This is a genomic window from Microbacterium sp. LWH7-1.2, from assembly GCF_038397755.1.
Taxonomy (GTDB): Bacteria; Actinomycetota; Actinomycetes; order Actinomycetales; family Microbacteriaceae; genus Microbacterium.
The window spans coordinates 337,588-358,941 of record NZ_CP151637.1; the positions used below are offsets into that span (position 1 = coordinate 337,588).

Here is a 21,354-nt window from a genome sequence, read left to right on the forward strand (position 1 = left end):
ACACCTCACAGGACGCCATTCCGCCAGCAGGTAGGCTCGCGGGATGGCGTCCTTCTCGTTCGGCGCGGGAAATGCCCGAAAGCTCGCGACGATCCCGCTGTACGCCGCCGGACGAATCCTCACCCTCCTGGTGCCCCGCTCCCGGGACGAGTGGGTGATCGGCTGCGCGGTCGGCATCGGCGACGGGGCACTCGCGCTCTGGGAGGTGGCTGCGGCCGACGGACGCACGCCGGTCTGGCTGGTGGCGTCGAAGCGGGAGGCTGCGGATGCTGCGACCCGCGGCATCCGTTCCGTTCCGAAGCGTTCCCTGCGTGGGCTGTGGCGCACCGCCCGCGCTCGCGTGGTCGTCGTCACGCACGGGTTCGGCGACGTCAACCGTTACGCCGTGTCGGGTGCCTTCGTGGTGCAGCTGTGGCACGGCATCCCGCTCAAGCGGATCGGGATCGACTCGCCCGAGACGCTGCGGGTGCCCGGCGTCATCGCCGCCACTCCCGCGGCCGGCGCCGTCAGGATGCTGCTGCGCACGATGTACCGCGGCGCCGCGCGCCGCATTCGGGTGCTGCCGGCGGCCTCGCACCTCGTGCGCGGCCGGCTCGAGTCCGCCTTCGCCCTCCCCGACGCGAGTGTGCCGGTGACCGGCGAGCCTCGCGTGGACGTGCTCTCTCGCGGCACCGCCGAGGATCGGCGGGTGCGGGCGCGCGCCGCGATCGGACGCGCAGTGCCGCGCGTGGAGCCGTCGAGCCGCTTCGTGCTCTACGCGCCGACATGGCGTGACGGCGCGATCGATCCCGCGGTGCCGACGGCCGAGGAGTGGTCTCGGATCGTCGAGGTGCTGCGGCGCCACGACGCCACGCTGCTCATCCGTTCGCACCCGCTGGGCGCCGGTCACTACGCCCCGCCGCTCCCGACCGACCGCGTGCACTCGCTGGGCAGCGACCTCGTCGCGGACGTGACGCCTCTTCTGCCCGGCCTCGACGCCCTGGTCACCGACTACTCTTCGCTGGCGTTCGACGCCTCGCTCGTACCGCTGCCCACGCTGTTCCTCGCGCCCGACGTCCAGGAGTACGCGCAGCGTCGCGGCTTCTACGGCACCTATGCCGACGTCGCCGGCCATGACTGGGCCCTCGACTGGACCCAGGCGATGGCCCAGCTGGACGCGGTGCTCGGTTCCGCGGACGAGCGCGCGCGCCGCGTCGAACGGGCGATCGCCCTCGACGCGCGGGTGCACGCGTTCCGGGACGGGCGCAACGCCGAGAGGGTGTACCGTGCGATTCTGGCCGGAACGGTGCACGACGGCCCGAGGGAAGGAACCGGATGACCGACGCGCGCTTCACGACGCAGGGGAGCCCGGCTCTCGTGCTCTCGGGCGAGGGGGAGCGGCCCGATTCCGTCGAGATCGTCGGCGCTCGCGCCCGTGTCGCCGCCCGCCTGACCGGCCGCGGCAAGACGTGGAACGCGACGCTGCCGCTGCGCGCCGCGCGCTGGGGCGGCCCCGAGCTGCCGCTACCCGCGGGTTCGTATGAGGTGCGGATCACGGATGCCTCGGGCCGAGGCATCCGTCCCCCCGAAGCTCTTCCGCTCACGCAGCTCGGCACGCTGCGCGCAAGCCTGGAGGGGTGGACGCTGCGCGTCGGGCCTCCGATCGACCCCGCCTACGACTCGGGCGAAGGACAGGACGCCCTCGAACGCCGCTACGCGACCCGACCCGCGACCGGGTTCGAGAACGCGGTGTTCTTCGAGAGCTTCTACGGCCGCAACGCCAGCTGCAATCCGCTCGCGATCGATCGGGAGCTCGCGCGCCGCGCGCCGGGCATCACCCGCTACTGGAGTGTCGTCGACCTGTCGGTCGCCGTGCCCGAGGGCGCAATCCCTGTCGTCGAGGGAAGCCCGGAGTGGTGGCGCGCCCGCGGCGCGGCTCGGCTGCTCGTGGTCAACGACTGGCTGCGCCGCCGGTTCTCGCGCCGCAAGGGCCAGGTCGTGCTGCAGACGTGGCACGGCACGCCCCTCAAGCGCCTCGCGCTGCACCGGCCCGGTTTCGACCCGCGCCGCACGGCGGCGGTCGTGCGCGAGTCGCGGCGGTGGAACATCCTGCTGGCACAGAACCCTTACGCCGCGCGCATCCTCGGCAAGGCCTACGCGTTCCTCACGCGCCCGATCTGGGTCGAGGGTTATCCGCGCAACGACGTGCTGACCACGGGCGACGATGCGGCGACGCGAGAGGCCCTCGGCATCCGTCCCGGCGAGCGGGTGCTGCTGTACGCGCCGACGTGGCGCGACGACCGCGACCAGATCGTCGACTTCATCGACCCGGTCTCGCTCGCCGCGGCCACCGATGCGGTGGTGCTGGTGCGCGGGCACTCGCGCACGCTGCTGCCCGGACGCGACGCCGAGGGGCCGCGCGTGATCGACGTCACCGGCTTCCCCGACACGTCCCTGCTGCTGCTGGTCGCCGACGCGCTCATCACCGACTACTCGTCCGTGATGTTCGACTACTCGGTGACCGGCAAGCCGATGTACTTCCTCGTGCCCGACATGGAGCACTACCGCGGTGAGCTGCGCGGGTTCTACTTCGATCTCGCCGCGCACGCGCCGGGACCGATGGTGCGCACGCAAGAGGAGCTGGTGGCCGCCCTCGGCGCGGACGACACCGCGAAGTACGCGCGCCGCTACGCGCAGTGGCGCGACAAGTTCAACGCCCGCGATGACGGCCATGCCGCCGAGCGGGTCGTGGCGCGGATCCTGGATCAGGGCTTCATCGAGGCCTGAGCGCGGGGCGGTCGCCCGCGGTCAGGGCAGAGGAGTGTTGCGACTCCCGAGTCGCGACGTGTCGACGGTGTCGTGGGCGCCGCCGATCACCCCGAGGAGGAACCCCCATCCCCACGCCAGGTGCATGGACGGAAGAACGGCTGCGGTCCACAGCTTGTCGCGCCAGCCGTGCCCGCCGCCCGGGCCGATCGCGACGCCGACGATGAGGAGCGCGTACGCGATCACGGGGAGATAGACGACGGATGCCGCCACCGACCACCATCCCTGCAGCACGCCGGAGACCTGCAGCACGCCGACGACGATGCCGAGCAGGATCATCAGCACGAGCGCCGGCGGGGCGAAGAAGCGGAGCGAATTCCCGCGCCCGAACCGGCGGACGAGCTCTCCGCGCCACCGCCCTGTCGCCGAGAACTGGCGCACGAGGCGCGTCCAGCTCTCGCGCGGCCAGTACGTGACGGCGAGCGTCGGGTCGAACCAGACGCGGTAACCGGCGCGGCGGATGCGCAGGTTCAACTCCCAGTCCTCGCCGCGGCGGATGCTCTCATCGAACAGCCCCACCTCTTCGAGCACGTCGCGGCGCATGACGCCGAGATAGGCGGACTCGGCTTCGCCCTCTTGCGTGCCGCCGTGGTACGCGCCGCCGCCGAGGCCGATGGGGGAGTTGTAGGCGCGGGCGACCGCACGCTGGAAGGGTGTCCGGCCGTCGGCGCGCATGACGCCGCCCACGTTCGCCGCGCGCACGCGATCGAGGGTCGCCAGCGCGCGTCGCGCATACGTCGGGTCGAGCTCGGAGTGCGCGTCCACGCGCACGACGGTCGCGTGGCGCGCGGCGCGGATCGCGAGGTTCAGGCCGATGGGGATGTCGGCGTCGGGGTTGTCGACCAGCACGATGCGGTCGTCACCGGCGGCGAGCTCGGCGGCCAGTTCGTTCGTGCCGTCCGTTGACGGACCGAGGGCGAGGACCAGCTCGGCCGGGCCGGGGATGTCCTGCCCGAGCACCGTCTCGACCGCACGGCGCAGGTAGCCGCGCTCGTTGAGCACCGGCATCACGAAACTCACGCCGGCGCCAGGGGGAGGGACCGGAGCGTCCCTGCGCCCGTGTTGCTCGACATGCACGCGTCGATCATGTCACGGGTGCGCTGGGTAGTCTGGATGCGTGGGTCTGGTCTCGGATGGAAAGAAGGCGGTCGCGCTCGTCCGGAAGGCGGTGCGCAATCGCTCCGCCGTGATCGACGTGCGGCGCACGCTGGCGGCCCGGCCGCCGCACCCGCCGTTCCAGTACCGGGTCGCCGTCTACTTCGCCGACGGCGCGGTCAACATGTACCAGATGCGGCAGTGGTACAAGCCGCTCGCCGACCTCGCCAAGACGTGGCCTGTCGTGGTGCTGAGCCGCGCGGCCACCGGCGCCGAGGCGCTTCTGGCGGACGGCGCCCTTCCGGTGGCGTTCGTGCCGACGGTGCGGGATCTCGAGCGCTTCATCGCCAAGCAGGACATCCGCCTCGTGCTGTACGTGAATCAGAACACGCGGAACTTCCAGATGTTCCGCTACGGCCGGCGCTGGCACGTGTTCATCAACCACGGCGAGTCCGACAAGATGTACATGACGACGAACCAGTACAAGGCGTACGACTACGCGATGATCGCGGGCGACGCCGCGCGCGAACGGCTCTCGCGGGTGCTGTGGGACTACGACATCGAGCGCCGCACGATCGAGATCGGGCGCCCGCAGGCCGACCACTACTCGGGGACCCTGCCGTACACCCCCGATGATCGCACGGTGGTGCTGTACGCGCCCACGTGGGAGGGCGACCGCCCGTCGGCGCACTACGGATCGATCGCCACACATGGTGAGGCGCTCGTCACGGCGCTGCTCGCGACCGGTCGGCATCGGGTGATCTACCGTCCTCACCCGCGCTCGGGCGTCGTGAACCACGAGTACGGCGCCGCGAACAAGCGCATCATCTCGGCACTGACCGCCGCGAACGCGTCGGATCCCTCGGCCCAGCACGTCTTCGACGACGGGCCGGAGCTCGGCTGGCAGCTCGCCGCCGCCGACGTCGCCGTCGTCGACATCTCCGCGATGGTCTACGACCGGCTCGCGGCCGACAAGCCGCTCATGATCACGCGCCCGGCCGACCCCGCCGCCGCGATCGACACGCACGGCTACCTCTCGGCGTGCGAGTGGCTGGCCGCGGCGGATGCCGCCGACATCGTCGCCCACACCGAGCGTGTGCTCGGAGACCCCGAGTCGGTCGCGCGGCTCGAGGAGTGGGTCACGCACTACTTCGGTGACACGGCCCCGGGCGCCGCGACGGCGCGGTTCCGGGGAGCCGTCCAGCGCCTCATGGACGACTGGGACGCCTGGTACGCCCGGTCGGTCGCCGACACCGAGGACGACGAGCCCGAAGACGAAGCGGAACTCGACGACGAGGGCTGAGCCCGGCCGCTCCGAGAGCAGGGGCCCGGGTCAGGCCACGGGGGCAGGACGCTCGACGAGTCGAGCGATCGCACGCAGCGGGATCGCCACCCACGTCGGCCGGTTGCGGGCCTCGTAGATCGCCTCGTACACAGCCTTGTCCAGCTCGAGGGCGGCAAGGAGCGGATGCCGTGGGTCGAGCCCGCCGGCGGATGCCGCGTATCCGTCCACGAACGCTCCGCGGGCGTCGCGCGCCCAGGAGAGCACGGCATCGGCGGAGCGGTCGGGATCGTCGAGGCGAAGCGAACCCGCGACGTAGTCGAACGAGCGGAGCATGCCGGCGACATCCCGCAGCGCGAGATCGGGCTGCGTACGCTCCGCCATCGGGCGGAGGGGCTCGCCCTCGAAATCGACCATGATCCAGCCACGGTCGGGGGAGTGCAGCACCTGCCCGAGGTGGAAGTCGCCGTGGACCCGCTGCAGTGGCGGCCACGGCACCTCGAGTGCGCGGCGATACACCTCGGCCGCGGCATCCCGCTGACCGGCGATGTCGGGAACCTCCGCCAGCGCGATCGCGAACCGCCGCTCCCACGTCGCGGCCGTCGCCTCACGATCGGCCACTGTCGCCGTGCGGGTCGGGAAGCACTCGGCGAGGGCGAGATGAACCTCCGCCGTCGCGGCGCCGAGAGCCCGGGCCTCATCGCGGAAGTCGTCGCCTCTGGCCGCGGCCTGGAGTGCAACGCGCCACGCGTCCTCGACGCCCGGGAGGAACTCCTGCGCGGAGGCGAGCGACCCGTGCACGGTGCCGTGAGCGGTGGCGAGGTCGGGCCACGTCCCTTCGATCGAGCCGATCGGGCGCGGCACGTGCGGTGATCCGGCTCCGGCCAGCGCCTCCTGCAGTTCGATGTCGGGATTGAGGCCTGCGTGCAGCTGGCGATACACCTTGCAGATCACCGGGGCGCCGTCGCCCTCGTAGATGAGGGACGTGTTCGACTGCTCGCCGCTGATGACACGCGACGTGGCGCGCGCGGGAGCCGAGCTGGACGATGCCGCTCGCCCGATCGCGGTCGTCTGCGGACCATGTGCGGTGCCGCCGAGCGAGATGAGGCGCAGCAGCGCCTGCGCGTAGGCGGGATCGAACGGGCCGTCGATGAAGGTCGTCCCCGGAACCGGACTGCCGATGACGTGGTCGGGGTCGGCGTCGACGGTCTCCGTGGCGCGCTCGACGACCGGGATCTGGTACAGCACGGCAGGCAGCGCACCCTCGTCCGCGACGAGGAACGTGCGGATGCGCACCCTCGCGTCCGCATCCTCGGGGCCGCCGGCCTCGGCGTCCAGATCCCACCACGAGAGCAGGCGCAGGCTGGGCGGGCGCCCTTTTGCGGCGTACCACCGCTGCCGCGGCATCCACGCCGCAAGGCACGCCAACGTGCTGTCCATACCTGTGAGCGTATGCCCGCGGTCGTGTGCGTGTCGAGGACACGCAGCAAGCGCTTTCATCCCTCCCCGAGAGAAGGCGCCCTACTCGTTATCGCCCGACTCCTGCGACGGCACGATCTCGACGACCGGGGCGACGGGGATGACGATCGATTCGACCGCCCCTCCGCCGCTCACGGCGAGGTCGCCGAGGCCGAGCCCGCCGGGATCGACGGTCGCAGCGTGCGTCAAGCGCTCCGCCTGCGTCTCGGCGCGTGCCGGCTCGGAGGGGAGCCCCGCCCACTCGGTCGGCTCCTCGGGAGATGTGCTGAACAGACCCATACCGCCATTGTCACCCCGCGGCGGGTCGGCGGGACCGCATCAGGACGGCTCGTCCTCCTCGGTCGGAGCTTCGATGGCGTCGGGAGTGCGCCGGATCACGCGTGCGGTGATTCGCCGCGCGCCCGACGCGCCGCGCGTGACGCCGCCGACCACGGCCTCTCCGGCGCGACGGATGCCGCGTCCTGCGAGTCGTTCGATCCGGTCGGCGCCGGGGCGCGGCTCGAGCTCGGGCGGCAGGGTCAGCGGCGGGCTGCCGAACGCGCGTCGGGAGCCCGTGAGCACGCGGCGGCCGAGGATGTTGTTGCCGGCGCCGCCGATCGCGGCGCCGATGCCGAACGGCAGCGCCTTGCCGATCCACGATGCGCCGCCGCGCGCGGCGAACTGCCGGATGAACGTCGTCTTGAGCCGGTCCACGAGCGGTCCGACGGCCGCGCAGGGGAGCGACTTCGTGATCAGCTCGCCCCAGTATCCCGAGCGTGTCGGACCGCGTCCGGCTGCCTGCCCGGCGAGCTGCGCGACGAGGTCGACGCCTTCCTTGCCCAGCATGAGCGTCAGCACGAGCGCGCGTGCGCGGTCCGGATCCGATACCGGGATGCCGTGCACCTCGGTGACGGACTGCGCGAAGAGGGTCGTGGCCTCGAGGAAGGCCACGGTCTCGACGCCGCTGAGTGCGAGCGTCACGCCGGTGCCGATCCCGGGGACGACGGCGGTGGCGCCGACCGCGGCCCCGCCGGTGGTCACTGCCGCGAGGTAGCGCCGTTCGAGGATGCGGACGATGTCGGCCGGGGAGGCGTCCGGATGGCGCAGCCGGATGCTGCGCAGGTGCGCAAGCACGACCGGTCGCTGGATCGCGAGCACGCGATCGAGCGCGCGGATGGTGAACGGATGCTCGTCGGACCCTATGGGCGGCAGTCCGCCCTGCCATGGCGCGTCGCCGGGCAGGGAGTGGATCTGGTGCACCTTGTCGGTCATCGCAGTGATCCTATGCCGCAGATGCCGAACGTCGGCCGGGGTTGACACCCCGGCCGACGTTCAGACAGAGAGGAGATCAGACGAAGAGGTTCGCGCGCTCGAGGTCCTCGGCGAAGTCCACCTCGACGGCGTAGAGATCCGAGATGTCGAGCGGCTCGAGCAGGACGCCGTCCTCGGCGATCGCGAGCTCGAGGCCGCGCTCGAAGTAGTCCTGGTCGTCGACGCGGGTCAGGTGGCGCATGAACGCCTTCTTGTCGCCGCTCGAGATGTAGTTGATGCCCACGGCCTCGCCGATGCCGCCCTTGACGATCTTCGAGAGCTCCTTGATGTAGCCCTCGGGCGTGACGGTGTACTTGACCTCTTCGTCGCTCACCTTGGAGGTGTTGACGGTGACGAACGACTGATCGCGCTCGATGAGCTCGATCGCGCGGCCGAGCACGCGCGGATCGAAGACGACGTCGCCGTTCATCCAGAGGACGCCGCCCTTCCCCGTCTTCGACAGAGCGCGCAGGAGGCTCTTGGAGGTGTTCGTCTGGTCGTAACGGTCGTTGTAGACGTAGTCGACGTCGGGGAACGCCTCGACGATGGTCTCGGCGCGGTAGCCGACGACCGTGGTGATCTTGGCTTCGCGGCCGAACGCGGCACGGATGTTGTCGTGCTGCTGCTGCATGATGCTGCGGCCGTCGCCGAGCTCCGTGAGGGGCTTGGGCAGGCTGCGGCCGAGGCGCGAGCCCATTCCGGCTGCGAGGATGACGGTCTGAAGGGTCAAAATCTGCTCCTGAAGTGCGTGATTCACTGCCGGTTCACCGGCGCGACACCCCTTCGTGCCTCGACCATGGTAGCGATGGGGCCTGGGAAGGCGCATAATGATCGCCTCCCGTTGCAGAGTTGTGACATAACGTGAATGCCGCGACGCGGCGAGACGAACCGCGTCGCCGTCGGGCCCGCTTGATACGTTGGTGTAGTGACAGCCTCCCTCCCGGTGCCGAACGACATCGATCCGGAAGAGCCGGACCGTCACTCCAGCGCGCGCGTCGTACGCCTCGCAGACTCGGTCTCACCGGCTCCCGAGAAGCCCCGCCGCCCGCCGCGCAAGCCGCGCACCGACGACGGTTCGAAGGCCGGCGCCGCACCGCGCAAGAAGCGCACGCCGGCTGCCTCGAAGCCGGAGCCGGCGCCGACTCCGGATCCGGGGCCTCCACCGCCTCTTCCGAGCGATCTCGCGCTCGCGGCGAGCGCCGCTGCCGGCATCGTCGTGCCCCCGCGCCCGCCGCTTCCGGGAGCTCACGATGGTGCGCTGACGGATGCTGCGGAGGCTCCCTCCCCCGAAGACTCGGCGCCCGTCCACGATGACGCGGCGAACGCGCACGCCGCCGGCGCGCCCGAGGCTGAGGTCGAGCGCGAGGCTGCGGTCGAGCGCGAGGCTGCGGTCGAGCGCGAGGCTGCGGTCGAGCGGGAAGTCGTGGTCGAGCCCGAGGCTGCGCTCGAGCCCGAAGCCGAGGTCGCCCCCGAAGCCGAGATCGCGGCCGAACCTGAGATCGCGCCCGAACGGGCGACTGCGCTCGAGGCTGAGATCGCACCCGAACTCGCGGTCGACCGCGAACGACCCACCGATCCTGAGGCGCACGCCGCGTACGCGACTCTTGCCGAAACCGTGGCGGTGGTCGATGCTGAGCCCGTGGTCGAGTCCGCGCCCGTGGCCGAGCCCGCGGGGGCGGTCGAGCCCGCGCCGGCGATCGAGCCCTCCTCCGCGCCCGCGCACCTGACGCCCGCACCCGTCGCCGAGCCCGAGCCGACGACGACCCTCGATCCCGGGGCGCTGGCCGCCGCCGTCTCCCCGGACGGCGCCGCATCAGCGGTCGCAGCATCCGGGAACGCCCTCGTGCTGCGGGGTGTCAGCAAGCGCTTCGGCAGCACCCACGCCGTCGACGGCATCGACCTCACGATCCCGGCTGGTACGTTCTACGGCCTCGTCGGCCCCAACGGCGCCGGCAAGACGACGACGCTCTCGATGATCGCGGGCCTGCTCGAGCCTGATCGCGGCACCATCCATGTCGGCGGAGTGGATGCCGCGGCCAAGCCGCTCGCGGCCAAGAAGCTGATGGGTGTCCTGCCCGATCGGCTGCGCACCTTCGACCGCCTCACCGGCCGTCAGCTCCTCTATTACTACGGCGTACTGCGCAGGCTTCCGCCCGCGATCGTCGAGAGCCGCACGGCCGACCTCGCGCGCGCGTTCGATCTCGAGGACGCGCTGGGCCGCAGCGTCTCGGACTACTCCGCGGGCATGCTCAAGAAGGTCATGCTCGCGGGAGCGCTCATCCACTCGCCGCGGCTGCTCGTGCTCGACGAGCCGTTCGAGGCGGTCGATCCGGTCTCGAGCGCGATCATCCTCGACATCCTCTCCACCTACGTCGCGCACGGCGGCACGGTGATCCTCTCGAGCCACGGCATGGACCTCGTCGAGCGCGTCTGCACGCGCGTCGCGGTCATCGTGGCCGGCCAGGTGCTCGCGGAGGGCACCGTCGACGAGGTGCGCGGCGAGCTGACGCTCGAGCAGCGCTTCGTGGAACTGGCCGGAGGGCTCAGCGACGTGGAGGGCCTCGAGTGGCTGCACACATTCTCCGACTGAGGCTCGCTCTGCTGTTCGGCACGTTCCGTGGCCACGCGGGGCATGTCGCGCGCGTCGTCACCGGGCTCGTGATCCTCGCCGCCGCGACCGTGGCGGCATGCTGGGCGCTGCTGACGCTGCAGGACGCCTCCACCGAGGAGGCGCTCGCCGTCACGGTGCTGGGCGGCTCCGCCGTGACCCTCGGGTTCGCGCTCGCGCCGCTGTTCGGCTCCGTCGAAGACCCGCTGGACCCGCGCCGCTTCGCCCTGTTCGGCCTCCCGCGGGGCAGCCTCGCGGTCGTGCTCGCGGTCGCCGGCTTCCTGAGCGTCCCGATCCTCGTGCTGCTCGCCGTCGCTGTCTGCTCGGCGATCGTGTGGTCCGCGCACGGCGTGCCGGTGATCGTCGGGGTCGCGAGCGTGCTGCTCGGGGTCGTGACATGCGTCCTCCTGGCGCGTGTGTGCATGGCACTGGCCTCGCTGTTCCTGCGTGACCGGCGCTCGCGCGAGCTCTCGGGCGTGTTCGTGCTCGTCGTGCTCGTCGTCGTGGTGCCGGTCGGCGTCTTCCTCGCCTCGCTGGAGTGGCGGGGGAGCGTGCCGCCTCAGCTGCTCGAAGCCGTGGACTGGCTCGCCCTCACCCCGTTCGGCGCCGCGTGGGCGTTGCCCGGGATGCTGGTCACGGGGGGCGACGCATGGCTGTCGGCGCTGATCGCGGTCCTCACGGTCGTGCTGCTGGGAGCGCTCTGGGCGTGGGCGGTCAAGCGACTGCTCACCACGACCGAGCGCCCGGGCATCGGGCGTGAGCGCGGCGGGCTCGGGTGGTTCGGCGTCGCGCCGGGGACGCCCGGGGGTGCGATCGCGGCGCGCAGTCTCGTCTACTGGTTCGGTGATCGTCGCTACGTGGTGAACGGCCTCGTGATCCCGTTCGCGGCCGTGATCACGGTGGTGCCCCTCCTCATCGCGGGGGTCCCGCCCGAGCTCGTCGCCCTCGTGCCCGTGCCGTTCGCGGCCCTCTTCCTCGGCTGGCTGCCGCACGACGACCTCGCCTACGACTCCACCGCCGTCTGGATGCACATCGCCAGCGGCGTGCGCGGTGTCTCCGACCGGCTCGGCAGGCTCGTGCCCGTCCTGCTGGTCGGCGTCCCGCTGCTCGCCCTCGCGATCCCCGTGGCGACTCTGCTGCACGGGCGCTGGGCGGTGCTCCCGGCCCTCACAGGCGTGTGCGCCGCACTGTTCCTCTCGGGTCTGGGGTTTTCGAGCATCTCGTCGGTGGTCGCGCCCTACGCCGTCTCGCGGCCGGGCGAGAGCCCGTTCCAGCAGCCGCAGCGCACCAGCGCAAGCGGTGCCATCGCGCAGGGAAGCGTCATGGCCGGCGCGCTGGTGGTGTCGGCGCCGGTGCTGTGGTGCGGCTGGCTCGCCCTGCGAGGAGACACGGATGCTGCGAACACGGCGCTGTGGGGAGGCCTGGCCATCGGGCTCGGCGTGCTCGTCGTGGGCATCGGCATCGGGGCCATGGCGTTCGAACGTCGCGGCGGACGGCTGATGGAGTTCGCCGAGTCCACCTGATCCTTCGGGCCGACCCTATCCCTGCCTGCCCCGACTACACTGGCAGACCATGAGCACCCCGCTGGACAGCCCCGACCAGGGCGGCATCGCGACCCTCGATCGCGAGCTCGAAGAGCTCCTCAAAGAAGAGAACATCGAGCCGGGTGACCACGAGCGCTTCTCGCATTATGTGAAGAAGGACAAGATCCTCGAGTCCGCGATCACCGGCAAGCCGGTGCGCGCGCTGTGCGGCAAGAAGTGGACGCCCGGCCGCGACCCGGAGAAGTTCCCCGTGTGCCCGACCTGCAAAGAGATCTACGAGTCGCTCCAGGGCTGATCACTCGGCATCGGCATAGACGGTCGGGATCGCCGGGTCGGAGCGGCTGAGCGCGAGGGCGCGCACCGGAAGCTCTTCGCGTACGCGCGAGTGATGGTTCCGCGCAGCTTGGACGCCCTCCGGGCCTTCGTACGCGGCATCCGGTTCACCGTCGACGACCAGCGGCACCTGCAGTGCTCGCGAGTCGGGATGCGCCGAGGCGGTTTCCAGCGCCTCGAAGCCGTCCGACACGACGATGAGTTCGCTCGTCGCGGTTCCCGCATCCAGCGTGCGGAAGGCTGCCTTGCGGCCGCCCTTCGACGCCTTGTCGGTCGACGCCTTCGCCACGCCGACCCAGCCGCCGTCCGAATCCTGGCGGGCCACGAGCTTGTAGACCATCCCGGCCGTCGGAGTGCCGGATCCCGTGACCACCGACGTGCCCACGCCGTACGAGTCGACGGGGGATGCCGCGAGCGCGGCGATCGCGTACTCGTCGAGGTCGCTCGTCACGGTGATGCGCGTGCCGGTGGCGCCCAGGTCGTCGAGGTGGGCACGCACCTCCGCCGCCACCGTCGGCAGGTCGCCGGAGTCGATGCGGACCCCGCCGAGCCCGGTTCCGGCCACGCGGATCGCCGTCTCGACGCCCTGACGGATGTCGTAGGTGTCGACGAGCAGGGTCGTCCCGACGCCGAGGGCATCGATCTGCGCGCGGAACGCGTCCTCCTCGGTGTCGTGCAGCAGCGTCCATGCGTGCGCCGCGGTGCCCATCGTCGGGATTCCCCAGCAGCGGCCGGCCTCCAGGTTCGAGGTGGCACCGAACCCCGCGATGTAGGCCGCACGTGCCGCCGCGACCGCCGAGGACTCGCCGGCCCGCCGCGACCCCATCTCCGCCAGCGGACGATCGCCGGCGGCGATGCTCATGCGCGCGGCCGCGGTCGCGATGGCGGAGTCATGATTGAGCACGCTCAGCGCGAGGGTCTCGAGCACGACGGCCTCGGCGAACGTTCCCTCGATGGTCAGGATCGGAGAGCCGGGGAAGTAGAGCTCGCCTTCGCGGTAGCCCGCCACGGAGCCGGTGAACCGGTAGCCCTCCAGGAAGTCGAGGGTCGCGGCATCCACCACCTTCTCGTCACGGAGGAAGCGCAGCTCTTCATCGCCGAACCGGAAGTCGCGGATGAGCGAGAGCAGCCGGCCGGTTCCCGCGACGACGCCGAACCGCCTGGCGCCGGGGAGGCGTCGACCGAACAGCTCGAACACGCATCGGCGGTGGGCGGTGCCGTCCCGGAGCGCCGCGTCGACCATCGTGAGCTCGTAGCGATCCGTCAGCAGCGCGGTCGATCCACCCATGCGGGCCAGCCTAGTGAGCGGCTGGCGTAGGCTGGGGCATCGTGAATGACGCGCCGATCGGAATCTTCGACTCCGGGGTCGGCGGGCTCACCGTCGCACGCGCCGTCTCGGCCCAGTTGCCACGCGAGTCGATCCTCTACATCGGCGACACCGCTCGCTCGCCGTACGGGCCGAAGCCGATCGCCGACGTCCGCCGCTACGCGCTCGAGGTGCTCGACGATCTCGTCGCGCAGGGCGTGAAGATGCTCGTGATCGCGTGCAACACGGCGTCCTCCGCGATGCTGCGCGACGCACGCGAGCGCTACGACGTGCCGGTGGTCGAAGTCATCAACCCCGCGGTGCGCACCGCGATGTCGACGACCCGCAACGGGCGCGTCGGCGTGATCGGCACCGCCGGCACGATCAGCTCGGGCGCGTACCAGGACATGCTCGGCGTCAACGAGCGCCTCACCGTCTTCGCCGAGCCGTGCCCGCGGTTCGTCGAGTTCGTCGAGGCCGGCGTGACGGACTCGCCCGAGGTCCTGGCGGTCGCCGAGGAGTACCTCGCACCGCTGCGCCACGCGGGCGTCGACACGCTTGTGCTCGGCTGCACGCACTACCCGTTCCTCGAGGGCGCGATCAGCTACGTCATGGGACCCGACGTGAGCCTCGTATCGAGCGACACCGAGACGGCGAAGGACGTCTATCGTCAGCTGGTCTCGCGCGACCTGCTCGCGGGTCCGGATGCCGCCCCCCGCCATGTCTACGAGGCGACGGGCGCGTCCGCCGAGGAGTTTTTGAACCTCGCCCACCGGCTGATGGGTCGCGAGGTCAGCTCGGTGCGCCTCGTGCAGACCGGCGCCATCGACCTGCCTCACGCTTCGAACCCCGCCCGGCGCCTCGGCTGAGGCATCCGTGTCCCGATCCTTTTCCTTCATGTCCCGATATCCGTCGATTCCCGACCCCGGGAGCGAGGGATATCGGGACATGCCCACCGTCAGAGGAGAGAAATGACCGACATCACCCGTGCCGACGGCCGCTCCGTCGACCAGCTGCGTCCCATCACGATCGAGCGGGGCTGGTCGAGTCAGGCCGAGGGGTCCGCCCTCATCTCGTTCGGGAACACCAAGGTGCTGTGCACGGCGTCGTTCACGAACGGCGTGCCGCGCTGGCTGACCGGCAAAGGCAAGGGCTGGATCACCGCCGAGTACGCGATGCTGCCGCGCGCCACCAACGAGCGCAACGACCGTGAGAGCGTCAAGGGCAAGATCGGCGGGCGCACGCACGAGATCTCGCGCCTCATCGGACGGGCTCTCCGCGCCGTCGTCGACACCAAGGCCCTCGGAGAGAACACGATCGTCATCGACTGCGACGTGCTCCAGGCCGACGGCGGCACGCGCACTGCGGCGATCACCGGTGCCTACGTCGCGCTCGCCGACGCGATCGAGTGGGGCCGGGGCAGGAAGTTCATCGGCCAGAAGGCGCAGGTGCTTTTCGACTCGGTCGCGGCGGTGTCGGTCGGCATCATCGACGGCGAGCCGATGCTCGACCTCGCGTACGTCGAAGACGTGCGGGCCGAGACCGACATGAACGTCGTGGTCACGGGACGGGGCCTGTTCGTCGAGGTGCAGGGCACCGCCGAAGGCGCGCCGTTCGACAAGCGCGAGCTCGACGCGCTGCTCGAACTCGGCGTCAACGGCTGCGCCGACCTGCGCAGCCACCAGCTCGCGGCCCTGCAGCCCGCGGGGGAGTGACGGATGCCCCAGATCGTCCTCGCGACCCACAACCCGCACAAGGTCGAGGAGTTCCAGGCGATCGTCGCGGCCACGCGCCCCGACTTCGAGGTCGTCGGGTACGAGGGGCCCGAGCCGATCGAGGACGGCGTCACGTTCGCCGAGAACGCGCTCATCAAGGCGCGCGCCGCCGCTGAGCACTCGGGTCTGCCGGCCCTCGCCGACGATTCGGGTGTGTGCGTCGATGTGCTCGGCGGATCGCCCGGCGTCTTCTCGGCGTACTGGGCGGGACACGCGAAGGATGCCGCGGCCAACCTGAACCTGCTGCTCGACCAGCTCTCCGACATCGGCGACCCGCACCGCACCGCGCAGTTCGTCTCGACGATCGCGCTCGTCGTGCCCGGGGCCGACGGGACAGTGAGGGAGCACGTGGTCGAGGGGGTCTGGCCGGGGCGTCTCGCGACGGCCCCGTCGGGTGCCGGCGGGTTCGGCTACGACCCGATCTTCGTGCCCGACGGGCAGGAGCCCGGCGCCGAGCGGACGGTCGGCGAGTGGACGGCGGACGAGAAGAACGCGGCATCCCACCGCTCCCGCGCCTTCGGCGCGCTCGCCACGCTTCTCGCCGCCCTCTGACGCGGGATCAGCGCCGTTCCACGACGGGCAGTTCCAGCACCTGCGGACGAGTGGGATCGGAGTGCAGCGCGAAGGCGGTCCGCCCGCTGGACCGGTAGAGGGCGGGGAACGCGCCCGTCAGCGGATTTCGGGGAGAGAGCTGCCGGCCCGCGACATGGATGCGCAGTTCGTCGCCGGCGCGGAAGAACGTCGCTGACGGAGCGAAGTCGATCTCGACCTCCGTGGGAGTGGTGCGCGCGTCGAGCCGGCGAAGCCCGGTCGTGACGAGGTCCCGACCGAATCCGTACGAGCCTTCGAACGGAACGAATCGCCCACCGCTCCATTTCGAGAGCCCGACGAAGATCGAGACCGGGCCGGCGACCGCGGCGCTCACCCACAGCCGCACGCTCGCCTCGCCGGTGACCTCGGCGTCGTCCTGGAACACCCACGAGAACCGCGCGGCGCGTCGTCGGCCCGCGTCCGAGACGAACCCGCCGGCCGCCGGCGACGTCGAGAGGCGACCTCCGTCAGCGAGGTGGAGCAGCAGCGGCCGGGTCGCGGGCGGCCAGTGCTCCTCATCGCGGACCGCATGGATCAGATCGCCGCGTTCGCGCACCTCCAACCGCACGCGCGGCAGCGCGGACGCCGCACCCCTCAGGTGCGTGTCGAGGAACGCGAGCTGCGTCGCCTTGGCTTCATCCCCGTAGAACGCGGCCCATTTGCCGGTGCGGTGGGTGAACAGGTGACGGTCGGCCGACCCACCGAAGACGAAGGCGCGGAAGCTGCCGCGAGAGTGCAGGTTGTGGTCCGAGAAGCTGCCGCAGACGAGCATCGGCGTGTCGATCCGGCCCAGATCCGGCGCCAGCGAACGCCACCACGCGTCGTCGTCAGGACGCCCCGCCGCCTCTCGACCCAGATCCGGCGACATGCGCGCGGATCGGCGGACGAGGGTCGTCCACAGCCGTGAGAATCCGATCTCTCGGACTCCGCCGGGGTAGAAGAAGTCGCGGTACGCGTCGGTGAAGCCCTCCCACGGCACGATCGCACGCAGATGCGGCGGACGCAGGGCAGCAGCCTTGTACTGCGAGATCGCGAGGTACGACACGCCGAGCATCGCCACCCCGCCGTCGCACCAGCCCTGCGCCGCGATCCATTCGATCGCGTCGTAGACGTCTTCCGCCTCGGCGTCGCTCATCAACGAGCCCACGCCGTCCGAACGGCCGGCGCCGCGCACATCGAGATTGACCACGGCGTAGCCCCGCGGCACCCACCACGCCGGATCGGGGGCCTCCCAGCTGGTCTCGTCCGAGATGTGCACGGCCGCGGTCTGGCGCAGGATGCGGAACTGCGGATTGATCCGGTAGCGCCGGCCCGCGCGTCGCGGGAGCGCGTCCTTGCCGTAGGGGTGCGCGCAGAGGATCGCCGGCACGGGGCCCGCGGTCATCGGCAGGTAGACGTTCGCCCGCAGGAGAGTCCCGTCGCGCATGGGCACCTCGACATCGCGCCGGATCCGCACATCGGTGCCGATCGGCGCGACCACGACCGGAGGACGCACCGCCCGCGCGATGCGATGACGGGCATAGGCGAACGCACCCGAGCGCCGCCAGGGGCGATCGGTCACTGGCTCGACACCGGCCTTCACGGCGCGACGGTATCAGCCGGCGGGAGCGGAGGTTGGGATTTCGAGCCTTCGGGGTCTTCGCGGGCATCGCACCGTTCGTCGCCGCGGCTGGCTGGCATCCGCAGTCGACAGTGAGAATCACACTCATTCCCGACTAGGCGGATCAGCCCTGTCGCGCGTCAGGCGGGGCTTAGCCTGAGGTCATGCACGACCACGCGCCGACCGGGATCCGAGGGGCGGGCAACCGCCGCCTGCTCGCGATCTCGCTTGCGCTCACCGCCACGGTCATGGTGGTGCAGATCGTCGGCGCGGTGCTGTCGGGATCCCTTGCGCTCCTCGCCGACGCGGCGCACATGTTCACGGATGCCGCGGCCCTCGTGATCGCCCTCATTGCGAGCACCGTCGCGGCCAGGCCCGCGAACGACCGCCGCACCTTCGGGTATCAGCGTGCCGAGGTGTTCGGTGCGTTGATCAACGGCGTCATCCTGATCGTGCTGTCGGGATGGGTCGCGGTCGAAGGCATCTCGCGCCTGCTCAGCCCGGGGGAGACCGAGGTCGCCGGAGGCCTCATGCTCGTCGTCGCGATCGTCGGACTGGTGGCGAACGGCGTGGCCATGTGGCTGCTCAGCTCCGCGCAGCGGCGCAGCATCAACGTGCGCGGCGCCTATCTGGAGGTGCTCGGCGACCTCATCGGCTCGGCGGCGGTGATCGTCGCTGCGGTCGTCATCGTCACGACGGGGTGGTACCAGGCAGACGCCATCGCCTCGCTGTTCATCGCCGCGATGATCATTCCGCGGGCGATCGGCCTGCTGCGCGAGGTCGGCTCGGTGCTGGCCGAGTCGGCGCCCAAGGGCACGCACGTCAGGGAGATCCGCGAGCACATCCTCGCCACACCCGGGGTGGTCGACGTGCACGACGTGCATGTGTGGCAGCTCACGCGCGGGGCGCCGGTGTTCACCGCGCACGTCGTGGTGGACGACGCCGCGCTCGCCGACGGCCGCGCGGGCGGCATCCTCAGCACCCTGCAGACGTGTCTGTCGGAGCACTTCGACGTGGAACATTCGACGTTCCAGCTCGAGCCCGCCGGACACGTGGAGCACGAGGCCCACGCCTAGCGAGGAATCAATCCTCGCGCCGGACCTCGGCAGGAGACTTGTCGGGGCGCAGTCCGCGCCAGCGCGGGTGGCGCAGGATGCCGCCGGGCGTGAACTCGCCGTACTCGACCTCGCCCACGAGCTCGGGCCGCACCCAGAGCGCGTCACGCGCGTCGAGCGCCGGCACGCCGACCAGGGGGTTCTCATCGGTGCGCAGCGGCGTCAGCTTCTTCAGCAGCACGGCGAGCGTGGAGTCACTGAAGCCGCTGCCCACGCGGCCCGCGTACTGCAGCCCCTCGCTTCCGGGAATGCCGAGCAAGAGCGACCCGAACGTGCTGCTGCGCCCGCCCTTCCCGGGGCGGATACCTGCGATCACGACCTCCTGGGTACGCGTGTTCTTCACCTTGAGCCAGGACTCCGACCGTGCCCCGCGCAGGTAACGCGAGGCTGGATCCTTCACCACGATCCCTTCCAGGCGCAGCTGCACACTCGTGTCGAGCGCCGCATCGACATCGTCGAAGACGGGCTGGACGGTGATCGATTCGACGGATGCTGCGGCCACCGATTCCAGCACGTCCCGTCGCTCCTGCAACGGCAGGTCGGTGAGGTCGTCGCCGTCGTGGGTGAGCACATCGAAGAGGTAGTAGCGGACCGGCGTCCGTCGCGCCACGCGGGCGATGTCTCCCGCGTGCTCGAGGTTCATCCGCGTCTGCAGGAGCGGGAAGCTCGGCCGCCCGTCGGGCTCGAGGGCGACGAGCTCGCCGTCGAGGACGCAGGGCTCGGCACCCAGCCCCGCGTCGACAGCCGTCAGCTCCGGGTAGCGGTGCGTGATCTCGTTGCCGCTGCGGGCGTACAGGCGCAGGCGCTGCCCGTCCCAGGCTCCGACCGCGCGGATGCCGTCCCACTTCATCTCCACCCACGCGGGCTCACCCCAGCCCCGCGCGTCCTGGCGCGCGCGCACCGGGTCGGCCGCGGTCGCGAGCATCGGGCGCGGCACGCCGGGGTTCGGCGACGACTCCGAGCTGCGGCCGGGCTTCTCCGTCGCGTCGTGGCCGGCGCGTCGAAGGCGGGCGCCGGCCTGCCGCGGAGCGTCGGCCTGCGGGCTGGGCTCGACGACGGTGCCGTCCGGCTGCGGGCGGCCCGCAGCATCCGTCTTCATCCGATGCAGGAGCCAGCTGGACTTCTCGCCCTCGCCGGCGGTGCGGATCAGAGCCAGCCGCACGCGCCCGAGCGGCCCGCCCGGACGGCCTTCGAGGGTCGCGATGACCTCGTCGTCGCGCCATTTCTCGAGCTCGTAGCGGCCGTCGTCCCAGATGGTCACGGTGCCGCCGCCGTATTCGCCCGCCGGGATCGTGCCCTCGAACGTGGCGTACTCCATCGGGTGGTCCTCGGTCATGATCGCGAGGTTGTTGCGCTTGTACGAGTGGGGCACCCCCCGCGGCACGGCCCAGCTCACCAGCACGCCGTCGTGCTCGAGGCGGAAGTCCCAGTGCAGGGCGGTCGCGTGGTGCTCCTGGATGACGAAGCGCGGAAGCTCCCCGTGGGGCGTGGCCCCGAGGGGATTCGCCGGCACCGGCTCCGGGGTGCGGTCGGCACTGCGCTTGGAGATGTACGCCGACAGCGGGCCGGACTCCGCGTCTCGACCGCCGGCGTGGAAGCCGAGTGCGGTCATCGGGTCGCCGGTGGTCTCGACGCGATCGAGCACTTCGGTGAACTCGAGGTGGCGCAGCCCCGGATCATCGAGCTCCTCCCACGTGCGCGGCGCGGCGACGGTCGGATGCGGGCGACCGCGCAACGAGTAGGGCGCGATCGTCGTCTTCGATCCGTTGTTCTGGCTCCAGTCGATGAGCACTCTGCCGTGTCGCTCCGTCTTCTTCATGCTGCTGACGACCAGGTCCTTGTGATCGGCCTCGATCGCCCGGGCGAGCTCGTTCGCAAGCGCCGATGCCTGCTCGGTGGACTGACCGGGCGGCAGCGCCGTGTAGAGGTGGATGCCCTTGCTGCCGCTGGTGACCGGATACGGCTCCAGTCCCATGTCGAGGAGGATCTCACGTGCCCAGCCGGCCACTACCGCGCACTCGGCGAGGCCGGCACCCGGACCGGGGTCGAGGTCGAGCACGAGCCGGTCGGCGGGGCCCCGGCCGCCTCCCGCATCGAATCGCCACTGCGGCACATGGAGCTCGAGGCTCGCGACCTGCGCGAGGTAGACGAGCGTCGGCACGTCGCCGACGAGCGGGTACTCCTTGGTGCCGGTGGAGTGGGGGATCGGCATCCGTCGCACCCATGAGGGCGCGCCCCGCTCGAGGTCCTTCGCGAAGAAGACCATGCCGGGATCGTCCTGCGTGCCGACGCCGTCGGGCCACCGCTTGCGAGTGACGGGGCGTCCGACCACGTGGGGGATCAGTGCCTCGGCGATGCGCGAGTAGTAGTCGATCACCTCGCCCTTGGTGGTGCCGGTCTCGGGGTAGAGCACTTTCTCGAGATTCGTGATGCGCAGGCGGCGCCCGCCGATGCGCACCAGCTGCTCGTCGCCCGCCATGGGCTCAGAGTATCGGCGCCGCGGCGCGCAAGGGGTGGCCGCGTGTCGGCGC

Annotated in this window: 18 protein-coding genes; 10 read left to right on the top strand and 8 right to left on the bottom strand. The window is 71.2% G+C overall.

Translation table 11 applies throughout. The features are described 5' to 3' along the window. Positions 1-43: 43 nt before the first annotated feature. Together MRBLWH7_RS01555 and MRBLWH7_RS01560 are read left to right on the top strand one after the other, a co-directional pair. Positions 44-1,318, top strand: coding sequence for a CDP-glycerol glycerophosphotransferase family protein (locus MRBLWH7_RS01555; protein ID WP_341998509.1), 1,275 nt, complete (start codon positions 44-46; stop codon positions 1,316-1,318). Further along, a complete protein-coding gene (locus MRBLWH7_RS01560; protein ID WP_341998512.1) occupies positions 1,315-2,766 on the top strand; it encodes a CDP-glycerol glycerophosphotransferase family protein in 1,452 nt (483 codons plus the stop codon). The genes MRBLWH7_RS01555 and MRBLWH7_RS01560 overlap by 4 nt, the downstream gene beginning before the upstream one ends. A gap of 21 nt (positions 2,767-2,787) precedes the next feature. On the opposite strand, the gene MRBLWH7_RS01565 is transcribed toward MRBLWH7_RS01560, so the two are convergent. Further along, the gene (locus tag MRBLWH7_RS01565; protein ID WP_341998514.1) at positions 2,788-3,825 is read right to left on the bottom strand and encodes a glycosyltransferase family 2 protein; all 1,038 of its coding nucleotides are present in this window, start codon (positions 3,823-3,825) and stop codon (positions 2,788-2,790) included. Positions 3,826-3,922: 97 nt separating this feature from the next. Between MRBLWH7_RS01565 and MRBLWH7_RS01570 the strand changes: the two genes are divergently transcribed. Continuing rightward, entirely contained in the window at positions 3,923-5,203 is a 1,281-nt protein-coding gene (locus tag MRBLWH7_RS01570; RefSeq protein WP_341998516.1) for a CDP-glycerol glycerophosphotransferase family protein, read from the top strand. Between the two features lie 30 nt (positions 5,204-5,233). Here the strand turns inward: MRBLWH7_RS01570 and MRBLWH7_RS01575 are convergent, their stop codons facing one another. The 4 genes from MRBLWH7_RS01575 to MRBLWH7_RS01590 form a co-directional block, all read right to left on the bottom strand. Further along, positions 5,234-6,622 carry a phosphotransferase gene (locus MRBLWH7_RS01575; RefSeq protein ID WP_341998518.1) on the bottom strand — a complete coding sequence of 463 codons (1,389 nt, stop codon included), beginning with the start codon at positions 6,620-6,622 and terminating at the stop codon, positions 5,234-5,236. A gap of 81 nt (positions 6,623-6,703) precedes the next feature. After that, on the bottom strand, positions 6,704-6,940 hold the full coding sequence (locus MRBLWH7_RS01580) for a hypothetical protein (protein WP_341998520.1): 237 nt from the start codon (positions 6,938-6,940) through the stop codon (positions 6,704-6,706). 39 nt (positions 6,941-6,979) lie between these two features. Beyond that, entirely contained in the window at positions 6,980-7,912 is a 933-nt protein-coding gene (locus MRBLWH7_RS01585; protein ID WP_341998522.1) for a hypothetical protein, read from the bottom strand. A gap of 76 nt (positions 7,913-7,988) precedes the next feature. Beyond that, positions 7,989-8,681 carry a phosphocholine cytidylyltransferase family protein gene (locus MRBLWH7_RS01590; RefSeq protein WP_341998524.1) on the bottom strand — a complete coding sequence of 231 codons (693 nt, stop codon included), beginning with the start codon at positions 8,679-8,681 and terminating at the stop codon, positions 7,989-7,991. Positions 8,682-8,876: 195 nt separating this feature from the next. On the opposite strand from MRBLWH7_RS01590, the gene MRBLWH7_RS01595 reads away from it, so the two are divergent. Genes MRBLWH7_RS01595 through MRBLWH7_RS01605 form a run of 3 tightly spaced genes read left to right on the top strand, consistent with a single transcriptional unit; the run spans position 8,877 to position 12,398 of the window. Next, on the top strand, positions 8,877-10,541 hold the full coding sequence (locus MRBLWH7_RS01595; RefSeq protein WP_341998525.1) for an ATP-binding cassette domain-containing protein: 1,665 nt from the start codon (positions 8,877-8,879) through the stop codon (positions 10,539-10,541). Then, positions 10,517-12,082, top strand: a complete 1,566-nt coding sequence (locus MRBLWH7_RS01600; RefSeq protein WP_341998527.1) for a hypothetical protein — start codon at positions 10,517-10,519, stop codon at positions 12,080-12,082. The genes MRBLWH7_RS01595 and MRBLWH7_RS01600 overlap by 25 nt, the downstream gene beginning before the upstream one ends. 49 nt (positions 12,083-12,131) lie before the next feature. Continuing rightward, positions 12,132-12,398: a DUF3039 domain-containing protein gene (locus MRBLWH7_RS01605; RefSeq protein ID WP_045296870.1), complete on the top strand. Its 267-nt coding sequence runs from the start codon at positions 12,132-12,134 to the stop codon at positions 12,396-12,398. Here MRBLWH7_RS01605 and MRBLWH7_RS01610 read toward each other — a convergent pair whose 3' ends face one another. Then, positions 12,399-13,724 carry a nicotinate phosphoribosyltransferase gene (locus MRBLWH7_RS01610; RefSeq protein WP_341998531.1) on the bottom strand — a complete coding sequence of 442 codons (1,326 nt, stop codon included), beginning with the start codon at positions 13,722-13,724 and terminating at the stop codon, positions 12,399-12,401. A 41-nt stretch (positions 13,725-13,765) separates the two neighbouring features. Between MRBLWH7_RS01610 and murI the strand changes: the two genes are divergently transcribed. From murI to rdgB, 3 genes are all read left to right on the top strand, one after another. Continuing rightward, positions 13,766-14,611, top strand: a complete 846-nt coding sequence (gene murI, locus MRBLWH7_RS01615; RefSeq protein WP_341998533.1) for a glutamate racemase — start codon at positions 13,766-13,768, stop codon at positions 14,609-14,611. Positions 14,612-14,713: 102 nt separating this feature from the next. Further along, positions 14,714-15,457 carry a ribonuclease PH gene (gene rph / locus MRBLWH7_RS01620; protein ID WP_341998535.1) on the top strand — a complete coding sequence of 248 codons (744 nt, stop codon included), beginning with the start codon at positions 14,714-14,716 and terminating at the stop codon, positions 15,455-15,457. Between the two features lie 3 nt (positions 15,458-15,460). After that, a complete protein-coding gene (gene rdgB / locus MRBLWH7_RS01625; protein ID WP_341998536.1) occupies positions 15,461-16,069 on the top strand; it encodes an RdgB/HAM1 family non-canonical purine NTP pyrophosphatase in 609 nt (202 codons plus the stop codon). 7 nt (positions 16,070-16,076) lie between these two features. On the opposite strand, the gene MRBLWH7_RS01630 is transcribed toward rdgB, so the two are convergent. After that, positions 16,077-17,690 carry a CocE/NonD family hydrolase gene (locus MRBLWH7_RS01630; protein ID WP_341998539.1) on the bottom strand — a complete coding sequence of 538 codons (1,614 nt, stop codon included), beginning with the start codon at positions 17,688-17,690 and terminating at the stop codon, positions 16,077-16,079. A 182-nt stretch (positions 17,691-17,872) separates the two neighbouring features. On the opposite strand from MRBLWH7_RS01630, the gene MRBLWH7_RS01635 reads away from it, so the two are divergent. Further along, positions 17,873-18,784, top strand: coding sequence for a cation diffusion facilitator family transporter (locus MRBLWH7_RS01635; RefSeq protein WP_341998540.1), 912 nt, complete (start codon positions 17,873-17,875; stop codon positions 18,782-18,784). A 7-nt stretch (positions 18,785-18,791) separates the two neighbouring features. On the opposite strand, the gene MRBLWH7_RS01640 is transcribed toward MRBLWH7_RS01635, so the two are convergent. Next, on the bottom strand, positions 18,792-21,302 hold the full coding sequence (locus MRBLWH7_RS01640) for an ATP-dependent DNA ligase (RefSeq protein WP_341998543.1): 2,511 nt from the start codon (positions 21,300-21,302) through the stop codon (positions 18,792-18,794). Between the last annotated feature and the right edge of the window lie 52 nt (positions 21,303-21,354).

Bases quoted from the DNA above. Each gene is read 5' to 3' on its own strand.
- MRBLWH7_RS01560 (WP_341998512.1), top strand. From the start codon at position 1,315: ATGACCGACGCGCGCTTCACGACGCAGGGGAGCCCGGCTCTCGTGCTC.
- MRBLWH7_RS01585 (WP_341998522.1), bottom strand. From the start codon at position 7,912: ATGACCGACAAGGTGCACCAGATCCACTCCCTGCCCGGCGACGCGCCA.
- MRBLWH7_RS01610 (WP_341998531.1), bottom strand. From the start codon at position 13,724: ATGGGTGGATCGACCGCGCTGCTGACGGATCGCTACGAGCTCACGATG.
- MRBLWH7_RS01635 (WP_341998540.1), top strand. From the start codon at position 17,873: ATGCACGACCACGCGCCGACCGGGATCCGAGGGGCGGGCAACCGCCGC.
- MRBLWH7_RS01555 (WP_341998509.1), top strand. From the start codon at position 44: ATGGCGTCCTTCTCGTTCGGCGCGGGAAATGCCCGAAAGCTCGCGACG.
- MRBLWH7_RS01640 (WP_341998543.1), bottom strand. From the start codon at position 21,302: ATGGCGGGCGACGAGCAGCTGGTGCGCATCGGCGGGCGCCGCCTGCGC.
- MRBLWH7_RS01580 (WP_341998520.1), bottom strand. From the start codon at position 6,940: ATGGGTCTGTTCAGCACATCTCCCGAGGAGCCGACCGAGTGGGCGGGG.
- MRBLWH7_RS01575 (WP_341998518.1), bottom strand. From the start codon at position 6,622: ATGGACAGCACGTTGGCGTGCCTTGCGGCGTGGATGCCGCGGCAGCGG.
- MRBLWH7_RS01605 (WP_045296870.1), top strand. From the start codon at position 12,132: ATGAGCACCCCGCTGGACAGCCCCGACCAGGGCGGCATCGCGACCCTC.
- rdgB (WP_341998536.1), top strand. From the start codon at position 15,461: ATGCCCCAGATCGTCCTCGCGACCCACAACCCGCACAAGGTCGAGGAG.
- rph (WP_341998535.1), top strand. From the start codon at position 14,714: ATGACCGACATCACCCGTGCCGACGGCCGCTCCGTCGACCAGCTGCGT.